Here is a 16,282-nt window from a genome sequence, read left to right on the forward strand (position 1 = left end):
AGCGGCACGACGCCCGCAACCGCACGGCGCGACAGGCTGTCTTCCCCCGCGGACGCGCGTGCCCTAGCATGCGCCGCCGCCGGACGCATGCCCCCGCAGGCACGACGGGCCCGCTGTTAGCCTGGTCCCACCCATACGGAACCGGAGCGAATGTGTCACTGGCAGAACTCGTCGTCGTCGCAAACCGGCTGCCCGTGGACCGCGTCTCAGGCTCGGACGAGGACGGCGACAGCTGGCGCCGATCGCCGGGTGGCCTCGTCACGGCCCTCGAGCCGGTCATGCGGCGCGCCGACGGAGCCTGGGTCGGCTGGCCCGGTCAGCCCGACGTCGAGGTCGAGCCCTTCGAGTTCGAGGGCACGCACCTCGTCCCCGTGGCGCTGAGCGCCGAGGAGATCGAGAACTACTACGAAGGCTTCTCGAACGACACGATCTGGCCGCTGTACCACGACGTCATCGCCGAGCCGCGCTACCGGCGCGTGTGGTGGGACGCCTACGTCGCGGTGAACCGGCGCTTCGCCGAAGCGACAGCATCCGTCTCCGCCGAAGGCGCAACGGTCTGGGTGCAGGACTACCAGCTTCAGCTCGTCCCGGCGATGCTCCGCGAGGCCCGGCCCGACCTGACGATCGGCTACTTCCACCACATTCCCTTCCCCGCATACGGCCTGTACTCGCAGCTGCCGTGGCGTCGGCAGGTGCTCGAGGGACTGCTGGGAGCCGATGTCATCGGCTTCCAGCGGGTCACGGATGCCTCGAACTTCGCGCGCGCCGTGCGCCGGCAGCTGCGCTTCGAGACGAAGGCGTCCGGCATCCACGTGCCTCAGGCGGATGGCTCGACCCGCACGGCCCTGGCGAAGGCGTTCCCGATCTCGATCGACGCGACGTCGTACATCGAACTCGCGCAGCGCTCGGACATCCGCGCTCGCGCGGCGGAGATCCGCGAGGGCCTGGGCAATCCGAAGACGGTGTTCCTCGGCGTCGACCGACTCGACTACACGAAAGGCATCCGCCACCGGCTCAAGGCGTTCGGCGAGCTGCTCGAGGACGGCCGGCTCACGGTCGAGGACGCCACGCTCGTGCAGGTCGCGAGCCCCAGCCGCGAACGCGTCGACGCCTACATCCAGCTGCGCGACGAGATCGAGCTGACCGTCGGTCGCATCAACGGAGACCACGACACCGTCGGCCACACCGCGATCCGGTACCTGCACCAGGCGTACCCGCGCGAGGAGATGGTGGCGCTCTTCCTCGCCGCCGACGTCATGCTCGTCACGGCGCTGCGGGACGGCATGAACCTCGTCGCGAAGGAGTACGTCGCGAGCCGCATCGACAACCGCGGCGTGCTGCTGCTGAGCGAGTTCGCGGGAGCCGCCGACGAGCTCGGCAGCGCCATACGCATCAACCCGCACGACATCGACGGGCTGAAGGAAGCGATGATGCGGGCTGTCGAGATGCCCGCGAGCGAGCAGGGCCGCCGCATGCGGGCCCTGCGCAAGAAGGTCATCGAGAACGACATCGCCCGCTGGTCGCACTCGTTCCTCGCGGCACTGGACGGCGTGAGGCGCGCCAAGGAAGGGACGACGTCATGACGATGACCACCGACGAGGCGCTCGACCGGATCGTCGCGCCGACGCCGCTCCTGGTCGCCCTCGACTTCGACGGCACGCTCTCGCCGCTGATCGACGAACCGATGGACGCCCGCATGCTGCCCGCGGCACGGGAAGCGGTCGAGGCGCTCGTCGCTGTGCCCGACACGTTCGTCGCCCTCGTCTCGGGCCGGAGCCTCAGCGACCTGCGCCTCATCGCCGAGCACGGCGACGACTCGCCGCTCCTGCTGGCCGGCTCGCACGGGGCGGAGTACTGGATCCCGGGGGAGGGGCGCATCGACCCCGTCGACGAGCCCGGCGCCGTCGAGCTGCGCGACCGCCTGCGCACCGAGGCCGAGCAGGCCACGAGCGACCTCGATGGCGTCTGGATCGAGCCGAAGACCTTCGGATTCGGTGTCCACACGAGGCGGGCGGATGCCGAGACCGCGCACCTCGCGAACCGCCGGGCGGATCGCATCGTCGCCGCCGAGGCGCCCCACTGGCGACGCCGTTCGGGCCACGGGATCATCGAGTTCGCCTTCCGGCACGAGGGCAAGGATGCTGCCGTCGCCGCCCTCCGCGACTGCACAGGTGCGGCGGCCGTGCTGTTCGCGGGCGACGACGTGACCGACGAGGACGCGCTCAAGCGCCTGCTGCCGCAGGACCTCGGCGTGCACGTCGGGGGAGGCCCGACGGCGGCCGCGATCTCGGTGCGCGACATCCCCGCGATGGCGGAACTGCTCGCCTCGCTCGCGCACCGCCGCAGTGCGCCGCGGGAATAGACTTCCGCTTATGCCCCAAGCCCCCGAAGAGCTTCAGCCTGCCATCGACATCAAGCCCCGCAGCCGCGTCGTCACCGACGGGATCGAAGCCACCACCTCCCGCGGCATGCTGCGCGCCGTAGGCATGGGCGACGAGGACTGGGACAAGCCCCAGATCGGCATCGCCTCGAGCTGGAACGAGATCACGCCCTGCAACCTGAGCCTCGACCGGCTCGCCCAGGGCGCCAAGGAGGGCGTACACGCGGGCGGAGGATACCCCCTGCAGTTCGGCACGATCTCGGTCTCGGACGGCATCTCGATGGGCCACGAGGGCATGCACTTCTCGCTCGTGTCGCGGGAGGTCATCGCCGACTCGGTCGAGACGGTCATCATGGCCGAGCGCCTCGACGGATCCGTCCTGCTCGCCGGCTGCGACAAGTCGATCCCCGGCATGCTCATGGCGTCGGCGCGCCTGGACCTCTCGAGCGTCTTCCTCTACGCCGGCTCGATCGCACCCGGCTGGGTCAAGCTCTCGGACGGCACCGAGAAGGACGTCACGATCATCGACTCGTTCGAGGCCGTCGGCGCCTGCCTCGCGGGCAAGATGAGCGAGGCCGACCTCAAGCGGATCGAGTGCGCCATCGCGCCCGGTGAGGGCGCCTGCGGAGGCATGTACACGGCGAACACGATGGCCTCGGTCGCCGAGGCGCTCGGGCTCTCGCTCCCGGGGTCGGCCGCGCCGCCGTCGGCCGACCGCCGCCGCGACTACTTCGCGCACCGCTCGGGCGAGGCTGTCGTCAACCTCCTCAAGCTGGGCATCACGACGCGCGACATCCTGACGAAGGAGGCGTTCGAGAACGCTATCGCCCTCGCGATGGCGCTCGGCGGCTCCACCAACGTCGTCCTGCACCTCCTCGCGATCGCTCGCGAGGCCGACGTCGACCTGAGCCTGCACGACTTCAACCGTATCGGCGACAAGGTCCCGCACGTCGCGGACATGAAGCCCTTCGGGAAGTACGTCATGAACGACGTCGATCGGCACGGCGGCATCCCCGTCATCCTCAAGGCCATGCTCGACGAGGGTCTCATCCACGGCGACGCGCTCACGGTGACGGGCAAGACGATGGCCGAGAACCTCCGCGCCCTGGATCCGGACCCGGTCGACGGCACCGTCATCCACCGCTTCGACGAGCCGATCCACGAGAAGGGCGGCATCACGATCCTGCACGGCACGATCGCGCCCGAGGGTGCCGTAGTGAAGTCCGCAGGCTTCGACAGCGACGTCTTCGAGGGACCCGCCCGCGTGTTCGAGCGCGAGCGCGCCGCGATGGACGCGCTGGAGGCCGGGGAGATCAACGCCGGCGACGTCGTCGTCATCCGCTACGAGGGCCCCAAGGGCGGCCCCGGCATGCGCGAGATGCTCGCGATCACGGCCGCCATCAAGGGCGCTGGGCTCGGAAAAGATGTACTACTCTTGACGGACGGCAGATTCTCAGGCGGCACAACCGGCCTGTGCATCGGCCACATAGCACCCGAAGCGGTGGACGCTGGTCCCATCGCCTTCGTGCGCGATGGTGATCTGATACGGGTCGATATCGCGGCTCGCACTCTCGACCTACTCGTCGATGAGGCAGAGCTGAGCTCCCGCCGCGAAGGCTGGGAGCCCCTTCCCCCGCGCTATACCCGTGGCGTCCTCGCCAAGTACTCCCGCCTCGTCCGCTCCGCCTCCGAGGGAGCGGTCACGGGGTAGTACACGGCCTCAGAAACTCCGTCTCGCCAGATACGAAGGTCACCATCATGTCCGCCGACTCCGTCACGGCCGTGCCACGGCCGCCCGCCCGAACCGCGTCCGCGCCGGTGATCACCGGCGCAGAGGCGGTCGTCCGGTCGCTCGAGCTGCTGGGGGTGACCGACGTGTTCGGTCTGCCCGGCGGCGCGATCCTCCCCGTCTACGACCCGCTCATGGACACGTCGGTCATCCGCCACGTCCTCGTGCGCCACGAGCAGGGCGCCGGTCACGCGGCCGAAGGCTATGCCGCGGCATCCGGTCGCACGGGCGTCGCGATCGCGACGTCCGGCCCGGGCGCGACGAACCTCGTCACCGCCATCGCCGACGCCTACATGGACTCCGTCCCGATCGTGTGCATCACGGGCCAGGTGTTCTCGAACCTCATGGGAACCGACGCGTTCCAGGAGGCCGACATCGTCGGCATCACGATGCCGATCACCAAGCACTCGTTCCTCGTCAAGCGCGCGGAGGAGATCCCCGCCGCGATCGCGGCCGCGTTCGAGGTCGCGAGCACGGGCCGTCCCGGCCCCGTCCTCGTCGACATCACGAAGGACGCGCAGCAGGCCGAGGTGCCGTTCGTCTGGCCGCCGAAGATCGACCTGCCCGGATACCGCCCCGTCACGAAGGCGCACGGCAAGCAGATCCAGGCCGCCGCCCAGCTGCTCGCGACCGCGAAGAAGCCGGTGCTCTACGTCGGCGGCGGCGTCATCCGCGCGCAGGCGTCGAAGGAGCTCCTCGCCCTGGCCGAGACGACGGGCGCTCCCGTCGTGACGACGCTCATGGCGCGCGGCGCGTTCCCCGACTCGCACAAGCAGCACCTCGGCATGCCCGGCATGCACGGCACTGTCCCGGCCGTGCTCGCGCTGCAGGAGGCCGACCTCCTGGTGTCGCTCGGCGCGCGGTTCGACGACCGCGTCACCGGCAAGGCGGCGCTCTTCGCGCCCAAGGCCCAGGTCGTGCACGTCGACATCGACCCGGCCGAGATCTCCAAGATCCGCACGGCCGACGTGCCGATCGTGGGCGACCTGAAGGACGTCCTGGTCGACCTCGAGGTGGCCTTCAGTCATGCCGCGGCCTCGACCAAGCCCGACACCGAGGAGTGGTGGTCGTTCCTGGACGGCCTGCGCTCGGAGTTCCCTCTCGGCTACACGCAGCCGACCGACGGGCTCATGTCGCCGCAGTACGTCATCTCGCGCATCGGCGAGCTCACGGGCCCCGAGGGCGTGTACGCCGCGGGCGTCGGCCAGCACCAGATGTGGGCGGCGCAGTTCATCAAGTACGAGCGTCCGAACTCGTGGCTCAACTCCGGCGGTGCCGGGACGATGGGCTATGCGGTCCCCGCCGCGATGGGCGCGAAAGTCGCCGAGCCCGACCGCCACGTGTGGGCGATCGACGGCGACGGATGCTTCCAGATGACGAACCAGGAGCTCGCCACCTGCGCCATCAACAACATCCCGATCAAGGTCGCGATCATCAACAACTCGTCGCTGGGCATGGTGCGGCAGTGGCAGACCCTCTTCTACGACGGCCGCTACTCGCACACCAACCTCAACACGGGCCACGGCACGGTCCGCATCCCCGACTTCGTCAAGCTCGCCGAGGCGTACGGCTGCCTCGCGATCCGCGTCGAGAAGGAGGAGGACGTGGATGCCGCCATTAAGACGGCGCTGGAGACGAACGACCGCCCCGTCGTCATCGACTTCGTCGTGAGCGCCGACGCGATGGTGTGGCCCATGGTGCCGCAGGGCGTCAGCAACAGCTATGTCCAGTACGCGCGTGACCACGCGCCGGCGTTCGAACAGGAGGACTGACCCATGTCGAGCCACGTGCTGAGCCTCCTCGTGGAGGACAAGCCGGGTCTGCTGACCCGCGTCGCGGGTCTGTTCGCCCGTCGCGGCTTCAACATCGAGTCGCTCGCGGTGGGCGTCACGGAGGTCCCCGGCCTCTCGCGCATCACGGTCGTCGTCGACGTCGAGGAGCTGCCCCTCGAGCAGGTTACGAAGCAGCTGAACAAGCTCGTGAACGTCATCAAGATCGTGGAACTGGATGCTGTCGCCTCCGTCCAGCGCGAGCACATGCTCGTGAAGGTCCGCGCAGACAACCAGAACCGGTCGAACGTGCTCGAGGTCGTCAGCCTCTTCCGCGCGCAGATCGTGGACTACGCTCCGGATGCGCTCGTGGCCGAGGTCACGGGCGACAAGGGCAAGATCGATGCCTTCCTCCGCGCCCTCGAGCCCTTCGGCATCAAGGAGCTCGCCCAGTCGGGCCTGCTCGCGATCGGCCGCGGCGGCAAGAGCATCACCGAGCGCGTGCTGCGCGGCTGACCCACAGCATCCATCAACTTTCCACACCGCAATCAAGGAGAAACACGAAGATGGCTGAAATCTTCTACGACGCCGACGCCGACCTCTCGCTCATCCAGAGCAAGAAGGTCGCCATCGTCGGCTACGGCTCGCAGGGCCACGCCCACGCGCAGAACCTGCGCGACTCGGGCGTCGAGGTCGTCATCGCCCTCAAGGAGGGCTCGAAGTCGACCGAGAAGGCGCAGGACGAGGGCTTCGAGGTCAAGTCGGTGGCCGACGCCGCAGAGTGGGCCGACGTCATCATGATCCTCGCGCCGGACCAGCACCAGCGCGGCATCTACAACGACCACATCAAGGACAAGCTGACGCCCGGCAAGACGCTCGCGTTCGCGCACGGCTTCAACATCCGGTTCGGCTACATCGAGGCGCCCGAGGGCGTCGACGTGATCCTCGTCGCCCCCAAGGCGCCGGGCCACACGGTGCGTCGCGAGTACGTCGCGGGACGCGGCATCCCCGACATCATCGCTGTCGAGCAGGATGCCTCGGGCACCGCGTGGGACCTCGCGAAGTCGTACGCCAAGGCCATCGGCGGCACGCGCGCCGGTGTCATCCAGACGACGTTCACGGAGGAGACCGAGACCGACCTGTTCGGTGAGCAGGCCGTCCTCTGCGGCGGTGTCTCGCAGCTGATCCAGTACGGCTTCGAGACGCTGACCGAGGCGGGCTACCAGCCGCAGATCGCGTACTTCGAGGTGCTGCACGAGCTCAAGCTCATCGTCGACCTCATGTGGGAGGGCGGCATCGCCAAGCAGCGCTGGTCGGTCTCGGACACCGCCGAGTACGGCGACTACGTCTCGGGCCCGCGCGTCATCGACCCGCGCGTCAAGGAGAACATGCAGGGCGTCCTGTCCGACATCCAGTCGGGGGCCTTCGCGAAGCGCTTCATCGACGACCAGGACAACGGCGCCGCCGAGTTCCTCGAGCTCCGCGAGAAGGCCGCACAGCACCCGATCGAAGAGGTCGGCCGCGATCTGCGCGCACTCTTCGCGTGGAAGCAGCAGGACGCCGACTACGTCGAGGGCAGCGCGGCGCGCTGAGTTCGTCCCCACAGAGACCAGCCGGCACACCCGCTCGGCTTTGGCCGGCCGTCGTCGCCCCCACACGGGGCGGCGGCGGCCGGTTCTTTCTGTGCGGCCTCAGCCGGCCTCGCAGGTCGGACGCTGAGCCTCGTCGCCGAAGTACGTCCGCCATTCCACCGCCGTGAACTGCCGACCGGCGATCGCGCACGCGGCCTCCGCATGGAGCGCGGGGTCGAGGTCCCAGACGAGGAGGCCCTCGGGTGAGCTCACGACGAGCCTCGATCCGTCGCGCGAGAGATGCGCCCCTTCGGCGAGCTCGGGGCTGGGGGCATCCATCGTGTCGCCGAGTTTGACGCCCTGTGCCAGGCCATAGAGAGCAGCACGGTTGTCCCAGCCGACGACGAGCATCGTGCGACCATCGTCGCTGACCTCGATCGTGTTGCCACTGCTGAACGGCTTCGGGAACGACTCGATCTCTTCGAGTGTCTCCAAGTCGCGCAGAGTCAGCGCCGTATCGCTCACCGTCACGATTCGATCCGATCCGACGATCGCGTTGCCTTCGGTGCCTACCGCGCCCTGTGCGATGAGATCGCCTGTGCGCGCGTCGAACACCGCCGTCTGGGTCGTGCGTGGGCCTGAGTCGTAGTAGGTGAGCGCAACTCGTGCTGCATCCGCGCTTTCGCTGACACCGATGAGATACATCCCGTCCTGCACGTCGTGGACGACGATGATTCGTCCCCCCGCCTCACCCGTTGCCGGATCGACCGCGACGAACCGGGGGAAGCCGTCCACGAATGCGAAGGCATGTGCGCCCGGCGGCGCGGATTGGAGGAAGATTCCCCCCTCGAATCGCACCTTGATGTCGCGAGAGACAGGAACCTCCCCGCCGTCTTCGGCCAGCAGAGTGTCGACGCCATCGTCGTTGCGGTGAGTCATGACATCGGGGGAGGCCCAGTCGAGCCACTCGGCCGGTTTCCCGACGGGACGATCAGCGTCGACATCCCATGCCTGGAACGACCCTCCGCCGGTCGGCGCCGTGATGGCGACCGAGCCGTCGGCGCCCAGTCCGCCGACGAGCTGACGGCCACGGGCGACGAGCGTCGAAGCAGGACCAGATCCATCGAGCCGCCAGCGCTGGACCTGACCCAGCTCTGACAGGAGGACGAGCTCTCGCGCGGCCGAGCGAAGGAACATGCTCGCCGGCTCATCGATGAGCGCGGCGAACTCCCGACGGCTGGAGCGGCCGGAGTCGGCATACAGCTCTGAGACCGAGCCGAGTCTCGAGCAGTAGAGCTTTCCGAACTCCGGATCGACTGCGAGATGCCAACAGGGCCGCCCTTCGACGCGCGCGCCCACCCAGCGGATGACACCCGTCGCCACGTCGACGTGAGTGACGCCGTCTTGACCGGCTGCGAACAGACCGCCGGCACGGTCGGCCACGATGGCCGTCGTGCCGAGGTCGCCCTCCGTCTGCAGCCGTCCTCGGAGAGAGAGATCCACTTCGTCGTAGAGGACGATCGCCGTCGGCGTTCCCACCGCGATCAGGCCGCCTCCGACGTTCGCCACGGCATTGCTGACACCGTCCTCGCCGCTGTGATTCTCAAAGGCGTCGGGGGACGACGCCCGCGCCTGTCCCGTGCGCAGATCGATCGACTGCAGATCCAGCGTGACGGGGTTCGCCACGAAGACGGCGGTTCCGTCGCTGCTGAATGCCATGTTGCCGCTCGTGCGCGCACGAAGCACCTGACTGGCGGGCAGTGCGCGACCCGAGTCGAGATCGACGACGAGGAAGTGATTGTCGCAGCAGCGACCCCGCTCGTCCGCCCACAACGAGGTCTGTACAACGGCCGTCCGGCCGTCGGGGGTGATCGCGATGGTCCGTTCCTCGCCGGTCTCAGCTACGGGCGGGGCCGCCTCCAGCGTGCGGATCACGGTGTCGGACTCCAGGTCGATGATCTCCAGGCGGGGACCCGCGTCATCTTCGATCGCGCGGAGCGCCGTGTCGCCGTCGCGCAGGATCGCGAGGGCGATCATCGCACCGGGGTGATCGATGCGGCTGATGAGGCCCCCGGCCGCCGTCATGACCCCGAAGAGGGCGCTGCGCGCGCGGTCGTCGTCCGGCCAGCGGCGATGCGCCTCGACAGCGAGCAGGGCGGCGAGGTCTCGATCGGACGAGCGAAGCGAGAGGGAAGTCGCGACGAGCGCTTCGATCTTCGCGTCCTCGGCGGCGGCCGTCGCCTCTTGGCCGCGGACTGCAGCGAGACCTCCGCCGACGACAGCGGCGACGAGGAGAGCTGCGGCGCCCGCCAGCGCCCATCGCAGCCGTCGGTTCTGCCTCTGTTCTCGCAGTGCCGCCGCGCGGTCGGCCGCCGCACGGGCCGATTCGCCTGCGAGGGCCCGCTCGATGTACTCGCCCTCGAGCGGGGTCACGTCGGAGTCGGATGCTGCGCGCCACGCCGCGATCGCGTGCAGCCGCGCCCCGCGCGGCAGGTCGTCGTCCGACCTGCCGTCGGCGTCCCATGCCAGTGCCGAAGACTCGACGGCCCGCATCGTCCGCACGGATTCGACGCTCTCCTCGAGCCAGGCGTCCAGGCGGGGCCACGCGCGGGCGACCGCTTCGTGGGCGATCGTCGCGGAGTCGCCGTCGATCGTGACGAGGCGAGCCGCCGTGAGCCTCTCCAGCACAGCGAGCCTCTCGGCATCCGCGATGAGCGGACCGATCGCGACCCGCCGACGGGTGGACGAACCATCGGCGCCGCGGTCGATCATCCGGAGCAGGAGCGAGCGGCAGATCTCGCGCTCGTGCGGCGCGAGTTCCGCGACGACCTCCTCGGCGGATTTCGCGATGGCACCGGCGATCCCGCCGGTCGTGCGGTAGCCCTCGACCGTGAGGGTCACGCCCTCGCGCCGGATCCAGGTCTCGCGGAGGGCGTGCGAGAGGTGGGGGAGGGTGGCGGAGCGGTCGCCGGAGTCGCGGACGACGAGCTCGACGAGTCCCGGCTCGAGCCTCAACCCGGCTCTCCCAGCGGGCTCGACGACGGCGTCGCGCAGCGCGGTTTCGGTGAGCGGGCCCAGGAGGAACACTCCTGTGCCGAGCCGCTCGCCGATCACCGGCACGGCCCGCATGGCGTCGAGTGCGTCCGAGCGGATGGTCAGAAGGACGGTGCCGCCGGCATCCATGAACGCGCGGGTCGACTGAGCGACCTCCGCGACGACGTCATCGGACACATGCAGGAGCTCCTCGGACTGGTCGATCGCGATGACGTCTGCGCGCTCGACGCCCCGAGCGATGTCGCCGGCTGCCTCGGAGGTCGGCCGGACGACCTCCACCTGCCTCCCGCGCGCCCGCAGTCGTGGGATCACGCCCGCGAGGAGCAGCGAGGACTTGCCGGTTCCCGAAGGCCCCGCGATGGCGACCAGCCGGCTGCGCCCGAGAACCTCGAGCACGGCCTCGACATCGTCTTCGCGCCCGAAGAACAGCTCGGCCTCCTCGGGCCTGAACGCGCGGAGCCCGGGATACGGGCAGTCCCTCGACGTGGGGACCAGGGGTGCGACGGCATCGAGTGCCGGCGCACGGCGCAGGATCGCCCGCTCGAGTTCGGCGAGGCGGGCACTGGGCTCGATGCCGAGCTCCTCGTCCAGCCGGCGGCGTGCCTCGCGGAGCGTCGCGAGCGCATCGGACTGGCGATCGGCGCGGTAGTTCGCCAGGGCCAGGATCGCCCAGCGCGACTCCCGCATCGGGTCGTCGCGGACCAGGCGCTCAGCATCCGGGATGACGGATGCCGCCTCTCCCGTCTGGAGCCTCGAATCGAGCAGCTCCTCCTCGGCGCCTTGCCGGATCGATTCGAGCCGGAGGACTTCGACGATCGCCGGCTCCCAGTCGCGCACGTCCTGCAGCGGCTTGCCGCGCCAGAGGGCGAGCGCCCGACGATACGCGTCGACGGCTCGATCGTGCTCGTCGCGGAGTGCGTGGCCCCGCGCGGTCGAGACGAGCCGTTCGAAGCGGACCGCGTCGATCGCGTCGGGATCCAGGCCGAGGCGGTAATCGGAGCCGACGGTCTCGACGCTCGAGCTGCCCAGAGCCTTGCGGATCCGGGCGACGGCGTTGCGCACCTGCTGTGCCCACGTCGCCGGAGGCTCGTCGCCCCAGACCGCGGCGGCCAGCTCATCCGGATCGACGGCGGTCCCTGCACGCACGATGAGCGCGGCGAGGATCGCCCGCTCGCGAGGACTCAGCGTTTCGCTCCCGGTCTCCATCGGCCCCAAGACCCTGACGACCATGCTCGAAGTGTCGAACCGCTGTCCGCCGGCGTCAATACTCGACCCGACCGGCGGATATCCGACCGATATCGCCCGCGGATATCCCGACTCAGCGTGTGAGCGCGGCGCAGGTCGCCGGCCGTCGTCGCTCCACCCGCGGCGGCAGCGGCCGGTCCTCCGGTCTATGCCGTCAGCGGGACTGCGCCTGGCACGTCGGGCGCTGCGGCTCGTCGCCGAAGTAGGTGCGCCACTCGACCGGAGTGAGCTCGCGCCCTGCGATGGCACACGCGGCCAGGGCGTGGTGTGCGGGATCGAGATCCCACACGAGCAGGCCCTCGGGCGAGCTCGCGACGACGCGCTTTCCGTCGCGCGAGAGATGTGCGCCCTGCGCGAGCTCGGGGCTCGGCGCGTCGAGCGTGTCGCCGAGCTTGACCCCGCCGACGAGGCCGTACAGGGCGGCACGGTTGTCCCAGCCGACGACGAGCATCGTCCTGCCGTCGTCGCTGACCTCGATCACATTCCCACTGCTGAACGGCTTGGGGAACGACTCGATCGCTTCGAGCGTGAGCAGATCATGGCGCGTGAGCGCGGTGTCGGTGACCGTGATGAGCTCATCGGAGCCGACGATCCGGTTGCCTTCCGTGGCTTGAAGGCCGCGGGTGACGAGAGCTCCGGTGCTCGCGTCGAACACGGCGGTCTGCGTCGTCCGCGTGTCATCGTCGAAGTAGGTGAAGGCGACGTGGGCGCCATCGTCGCTCTCGCTCACGCTGATGAGCTGCATCCGCTCCACGTCGGGAACCTCGATGAAGGGCCCGCTGGGCGAACCTGTCCGTGGCTCGAAGGCGACGAGGACCGCCGGTGACCGACCGACGGCGTAGGAACGGGTCCCGGGCGAGGCGGGCACGAGCGCAAAGGACTCACCCAGCCGGTCCGTGATCTCGTCGGACAGACGAGCCTCGGACCCGTCGAGCGCGAGGAGCGTCGATCCGTCTGCCTCGGTCCATCGCTCCATGACATCCCCCGAGACCCAGCCGAGCCACTCGGCCTCGTCCCCGACGGGTGCATCCGTGTCGAGGTTCCACGCCATCCGAGGACCACCGCCCATGGCGGAGGTGATGGCAACGGAGCCGTCCGCGCCGAGCCCATCGACCAGCTGACGACCTCGCGCGACGAGCGCAGACGCGGGGCCGCCGCCATCGAGCGCCCACCGCTGGAGCTCGCCCGCTCTCGAGCTGAGCAGCAGTTCGCGTGCCTCGCTGCGCAGATGCAGATTGAGCGCATCGTCGACGAGCGTCGCGAGCTCGCGGCCCAAGGATCGGCCGGTATCCGCATCGATCGCGGACACTGCACCGAGACGCGAGCAGTAGAGGGTGTCCGATGCCGCATCCAGCGCGAGACCCCAGCACGGGCGGCCCGCCACGGTCGGCGCCGTCCAGAGCACGTGCCCTGTCACTCCGTCCAGGCGGGTGATGCCCTCGCTCCCCGAGGCGATGAGACCGCCGGCTCCGTCGCCGATCACGACGAAGGCACTGAGATCGCCCTCCGTCGGTACGCGACGACGCACCTCGAGGGTCGTCTCGTCATACAGGACGACCTCGCGCGGCGTGCCGACGGCGACGAGACCCCCGCCGATGTTCGCGACGCCGTTGATGAACCCGTCCTCACCCGCGTGATCTGCGAAGGCGTTCGGCGAGGACGCGCGCGCCTCGCCCGTCGTGAGCTCGATCGACTGCAGGTCGAAGGTGACGGGATTGCTGAGGAACACGGCGCCGCTGTCGCTGCGGAACGCCATCGAGCTGCTCGTGCGAGCCGCGAGCAGCTGGGTCGCACCCACCTCCTGACCGGATTCGAGATCGACGACGAGGACGTGATTCAGGCAGCATTCGTCCCCGGGAGCCCATCGAGGGGACTGGATGACTGCGTAACGACCGTTCGGGCTTGTCGCCACGGTGCGATCGTGAGGTGGCACTCGCTCGGGAAGCGGGGCGTCCAGAGTGCGCACGACCGCCCCCGTGTCGGTATCGACGACCTCGAGCCGCGAGCCGTTCGGGTCGTCGATCGCCTGCAGCGCTGTGGAGCCGTCGCCGAGGAGCGTCAGGGTCCGCCAGGTGTCTGAAGGCTGCGTTCGGCTGATGAGCCCGTCAGCGGCCGTCATCACACCGAACAGCGCGCTGCGTGCACGGTCGTCGTCGGGCCAGCGGCGGTGGGCCTCTACGGCGAGCAGGGCGGCGAGTTCACGGTCGGACGAGCGCAGCGAGAGCGACGTCGCGACGAGGGCTTCGATCTGCGCGTCCTCGGCTGCCGCGGTCGCCTCCTGACCGCGGATCGCGGCGAAGCTGCCCGCCACGATCGCTGCGACGAGCAGGATGCCCGCGCCTGCAAGAGCGGCGCCGAGCACCCGATTGCGCCGCCGGTCACGGCCGGCCCGCTCGTTGAGGTCGCGGAGTTCGCCCTGCTCCCGCGCATCGGAGGCGGTGAGGAAGTCCCGCTCGACGGGCGTGAGATCGGGATCGGCCGAATCCTGCCAGGTCAGGGCGCTGTGCAGCCGGGCACCGCGGAGCAGGTCGTCGTCGTCCTTGCCGCCGGCCGCCCACACGGCGGCTCCCGACTCGATCGACCGCAGGGTTCGCGCACCCTCGGCATCCTCCTCGAGCCATGCGTCGAGCCTCGGCCACGCCGTCGCGACCGCCTCGTGGGCGACCACGACCGCGTCGCCGTCGAGCGTCACGAGACGTGCGCGGACCATGCGCTCCAGCACACGCCGGCGCCCGGCATCCGAGAGAAGCGGCTCCGCCACGACCCGACGGCGCGTGGACACGCCGTCCGCACCGCGCTCGATGAGCCGGAGCATCAGATTGCGGCAGGAAGCCTGCTCGTCCGGCGCGAGCTCGCGGAAGGCCTCCTCAGCCGACTGCGCGATGGCGCCGGGGATGCCGCCCGATCGCTGATAGCCGTCGACCGTGAGCGTCGTGCCTTCGCGCCGGGCCCACGTCTCCTGCATCGCGTGGGAGAGGTGGGGAAGCGTGGACGCACGGTCGCCCGCGTCGCGCACCGCGACCTCGACGAGCCCGGGCTCCAGCACGAGGCCCGCTTGACGCGCCGGCTGCTCGATCGCGCTCCGGTAGGCGGCATCCGACAGCCCACCCAGCAGAAAGATGCCGCGTCCGATCTCGTCGCCGATCTCGGGGAAGGCCCGCAGCCGGTCGAGCGCGTCGGATCGCACGGTCATGAGCAGCGCATGTCCGTCGTCGAGGAACGCGCGCGCCGTGCGTGCGAAGGCCCGTACCTCGTCATGATCGATGGCGAGCAGCTCCTCCGCCTGATCCACGACGATGATCTGCCCGCGCTCCGCGGCACGCCCGAGGGTCGATACTCCGCCCACGCTCGGCCGCACGATCTCGACGACGCTGCCGCGCGCACGAAGACGCGGGACGAGTCCGGCGAGTACGAGTGAGGACTTCCCCGTCCCAGACGCGCCGGCGATCGTGACGATGCCGCGCGGTGCGACCCGTTCGAGGAGCGCCTCGACATCGTCCTCGCGGCCGAAGAAGACATCTGCGTCGTCAGGCCCGAACGGCCTCAGACCCGGGTAGGGGCACGCCGTCATGGTCCGTGCGGAGGCGGCGGGCACGTCGAGGGCCGGATCGCGGCGCAGCATCGCGAGCTCGAGCGACGCGAGTCTCGGTCCCGGCTCGATCCCCAGCTCGTCCGCGAGGCGCTCCCGCGCGGCACGCAGCACGGCCAGCGCCTCGGCCTGACGGTCCGCGCGGTAGTTCGCGAGCGCGACGATCGTCCAGCGGTCCTCGCGAAGCGGCTGTTCGCGCAGGAGCCGCTCGGCGTCCGCGATCACGGAGCGATGCTCGCCGACGGCGAGCCGGGCATCCAGGAGCTCCTCTTCGGCGCTCGCGCGGATCTCGCCCAGACGCATCGCCTCGACGACGCCCGGCTCCCATCGCGTCACATCCTGGAGCGGCGCGCCGCGCCAAAGGGCGAGCGCCCGCCCGTATGCGTCGACGGCGCGCTCGTGCTCGCCGCGCAGCACGTGGCCCCGCGCGGTGGAGACGAGGCGTTCGAAACGGAAGGCGTCGATCGAGTCGGCGTCGAGCGACAGCCGGTACTCCCAGCCGAGTGTCTCGATGCTTCCCCTGCCGAGCCGCGCCCGGATGCGGGCGACGGAGTTGCGGATCTGCTGCTCCCATGTGCGCGGCGGCGCGTCGCCCCACCAGGCCTCGGCCAGCTCCGAGGGGGCGATCGTCGATCCGGCGCGCACGATCAGCGCCGAGAGCACTGTCCGCTCTCTCGGGCTGAGCGGGTCAGTGCCGGTGTCCAGTGGGCCGAGCACCTTGACGACCATGAGGGAAGTGTCGACCTGGGAGGCGATATCGGTCAACGGCTCCGCTCGACGCCGGATATCGACTGGATATCGCGCGATCGTCGATCGGATATGAGCGCGGCGCACCGTCGATATCGAAGGACCGGCCGATCCCGGAGCCGGCAGAGCAAGGAGACG

8 protein-coding genes are annotated in these 16,282 nt (G+C 69.9%); 6 read left to right on the top strand and 2 right to left on the bottom strand.

Going from position 1 to position 16,282, the window contains the following annotated elements:
• The first annotated feature begins 152 nt into the window (after positions 1 to 152).
• The 6 genes from ABZ477_RS01205 to ilvC are packed head-to-tail and all read left to right on the top strand — an operon-like array spanning position 153 to position 7,530.
• Positions 153 to 1,583 carry a trehalose-6-phosphate synthase gene (locus tag ABZ477_RS01205; protein WP_360126606.1) on the top strand — a complete coding sequence of 477 codons (1,431 nt, stop codon included), beginning with the start codon at positions 153 to 155 and terminating at the stop codon, positions 1,581 to 1,583.
• Positions 1,580 to 2,362, top strand: a complete 783-nt coding sequence (otsB, locus tag ABZ477_RS01210; protein WP_360126609.1) for a trehalose-phosphatase — start codon at positions 1,580 to 1,582, stop codon at positions 2,360 to 2,362. Before ABZ477_RS01205 ends, otsB begins: the two co-directional genes overlap by 4 nt.
• A gap of 10 nt (positions 2,363 to 2,372) precedes the next feature.
• Positions 2,373 to 4,091 (top strand): dihydroxy-acid dehydratase, encoded by a 1,719-nt coding sequence (gene ilvD, locus ABZ477_RS01215; RefSeq protein ID WP_360126612.1) that lies wholly within the window; start codon positions 2,373 to 2,375, stop codon positions 4,089 to 4,091.
• Between the two features lie 47 nt (positions 4,092 to 4,138).
• Positions 4,139 to 5,941: an acetolactate synthase large subunit gene (locus ABZ477_RS01220; protein WP_360126615.1), complete on the top strand. Its 1,803-nt coding sequence runs from the start codon at positions 4,139 to 4,141 to the stop codon at positions 5,939 to 5,941.
• A 3-nt stretch (positions 5,942 to 5,944) separates the two neighbouring features.
• Positions 5,945 to 6,454 (top strand): acetolactate synthase small subunit, encoded by a 510-nt coding sequence (gene ilvN / locus ABZ477_RS01225; RefSeq protein ID WP_360126618.1) that lies wholly within the window; start codon positions 5,945 to 5,947, stop codon positions 6,452 to 6,454.
• A 50-nt stretch (positions 6,455 to 6,504) separates the two neighbouring features.
• The gene (gene ilvC / locus ABZ477_RS01230) at positions 6,505 to 7,530 is read left to right on the top strand and encodes a ketol-acid reductoisomerase (protein ID WP_360126621.1); all 1,026 of its coding nucleotides are present in this window, start codon (positions 6,505 to 6,507) and stop codon (positions 7,528 to 7,530) included.
• 99 nt (positions 7,531 to 7,629) lie between these two features.
• Here ilvC and ABZ477_RS01235 read toward each other — a convergent pair whose 3' ends face one another.
• Positions 7,630 to 11,793, bottom strand: a complete 4,164-nt coding sequence (locus ABZ477_RS01235) for a BTAD domain-containing putative transcriptional regulator (protein ID WP_360126624.1) — start codon at positions 11,791 to 11,793, stop codon at positions 7,630 to 7,632.
• A 169-nt stretch (positions 11,794 to 11,962) separates the two neighbouring features.
• Entirely contained in the window at positions 11,963 to 16,126 is a 4,164-nt protein-coding gene (locus tag ABZ477_RS01240; protein ID WP_360126627.1) for a BTAD domain-containing putative transcriptional regulator, read from the bottom strand.
• Between the last annotated feature and the right edge of the window lie 156 nt (positions 16,127 to 16,282).

Origin of the sequence: Microbacterium sp. NPDC019599 (assembly GCF_040632175.1) — a bacterium.
Classification (GTDB): domain Bacteria; phylum Actinomycetota; class Actinomycetes; order Actinomycetales; family Microbacteriaceae; genus Microbacterium.

Bases quoted from the DNA above. Each gene is read 5' to 3' on its own strand.
- otsB (WP_360126609.1), top strand. From the start codon at position 1,580: ATGACGATGACCACCGACGAGGCGCTCGACCGGATCGTCGCGCCGACG.
- ilvD (WP_360126612.1), top strand. From the start codon at position 2,373: ATGCCCCAAGCCCCCGAAGAGCTTCAGCCTGCCATCGACATCAAGCCC.
- ABZ477_RS01220 (WP_360126615.1), top strand. From the start codon at position 4,139: ATGTCCGCCGACTCCGTCACGGCCGTGCCACGGCCGCCCGCCCGAACC.
- ilvN (WP_360126618.1), top strand. From the start codon at position 5,945: ATGTCGAGCCACGTGCTGAGCCTCCTCGTGGAGGACAAGCCGGGTCTG.
- ilvC (WP_360126621.1), top strand. From the start codon at position 6,505: ATGGCTGAAATCTTCTACGACGCCGACGCCGACCTCTCGCTCATCCAG.
- ABZ477_RS01235 (WP_360126624.1), bottom strand. From the start codon at position 11,793: ATGGTCGTCAGGGTCTTGGGGCCGATGGAGACCGGGAGCGAAACGCTG.
- ABZ477_RS01240 (WP_360126627.1), bottom strand. From the start codon at position 16,126: ATGGTCGTCAAGGTGCTCGGCCCACTGGACACCGGCACTGACCCGCTC.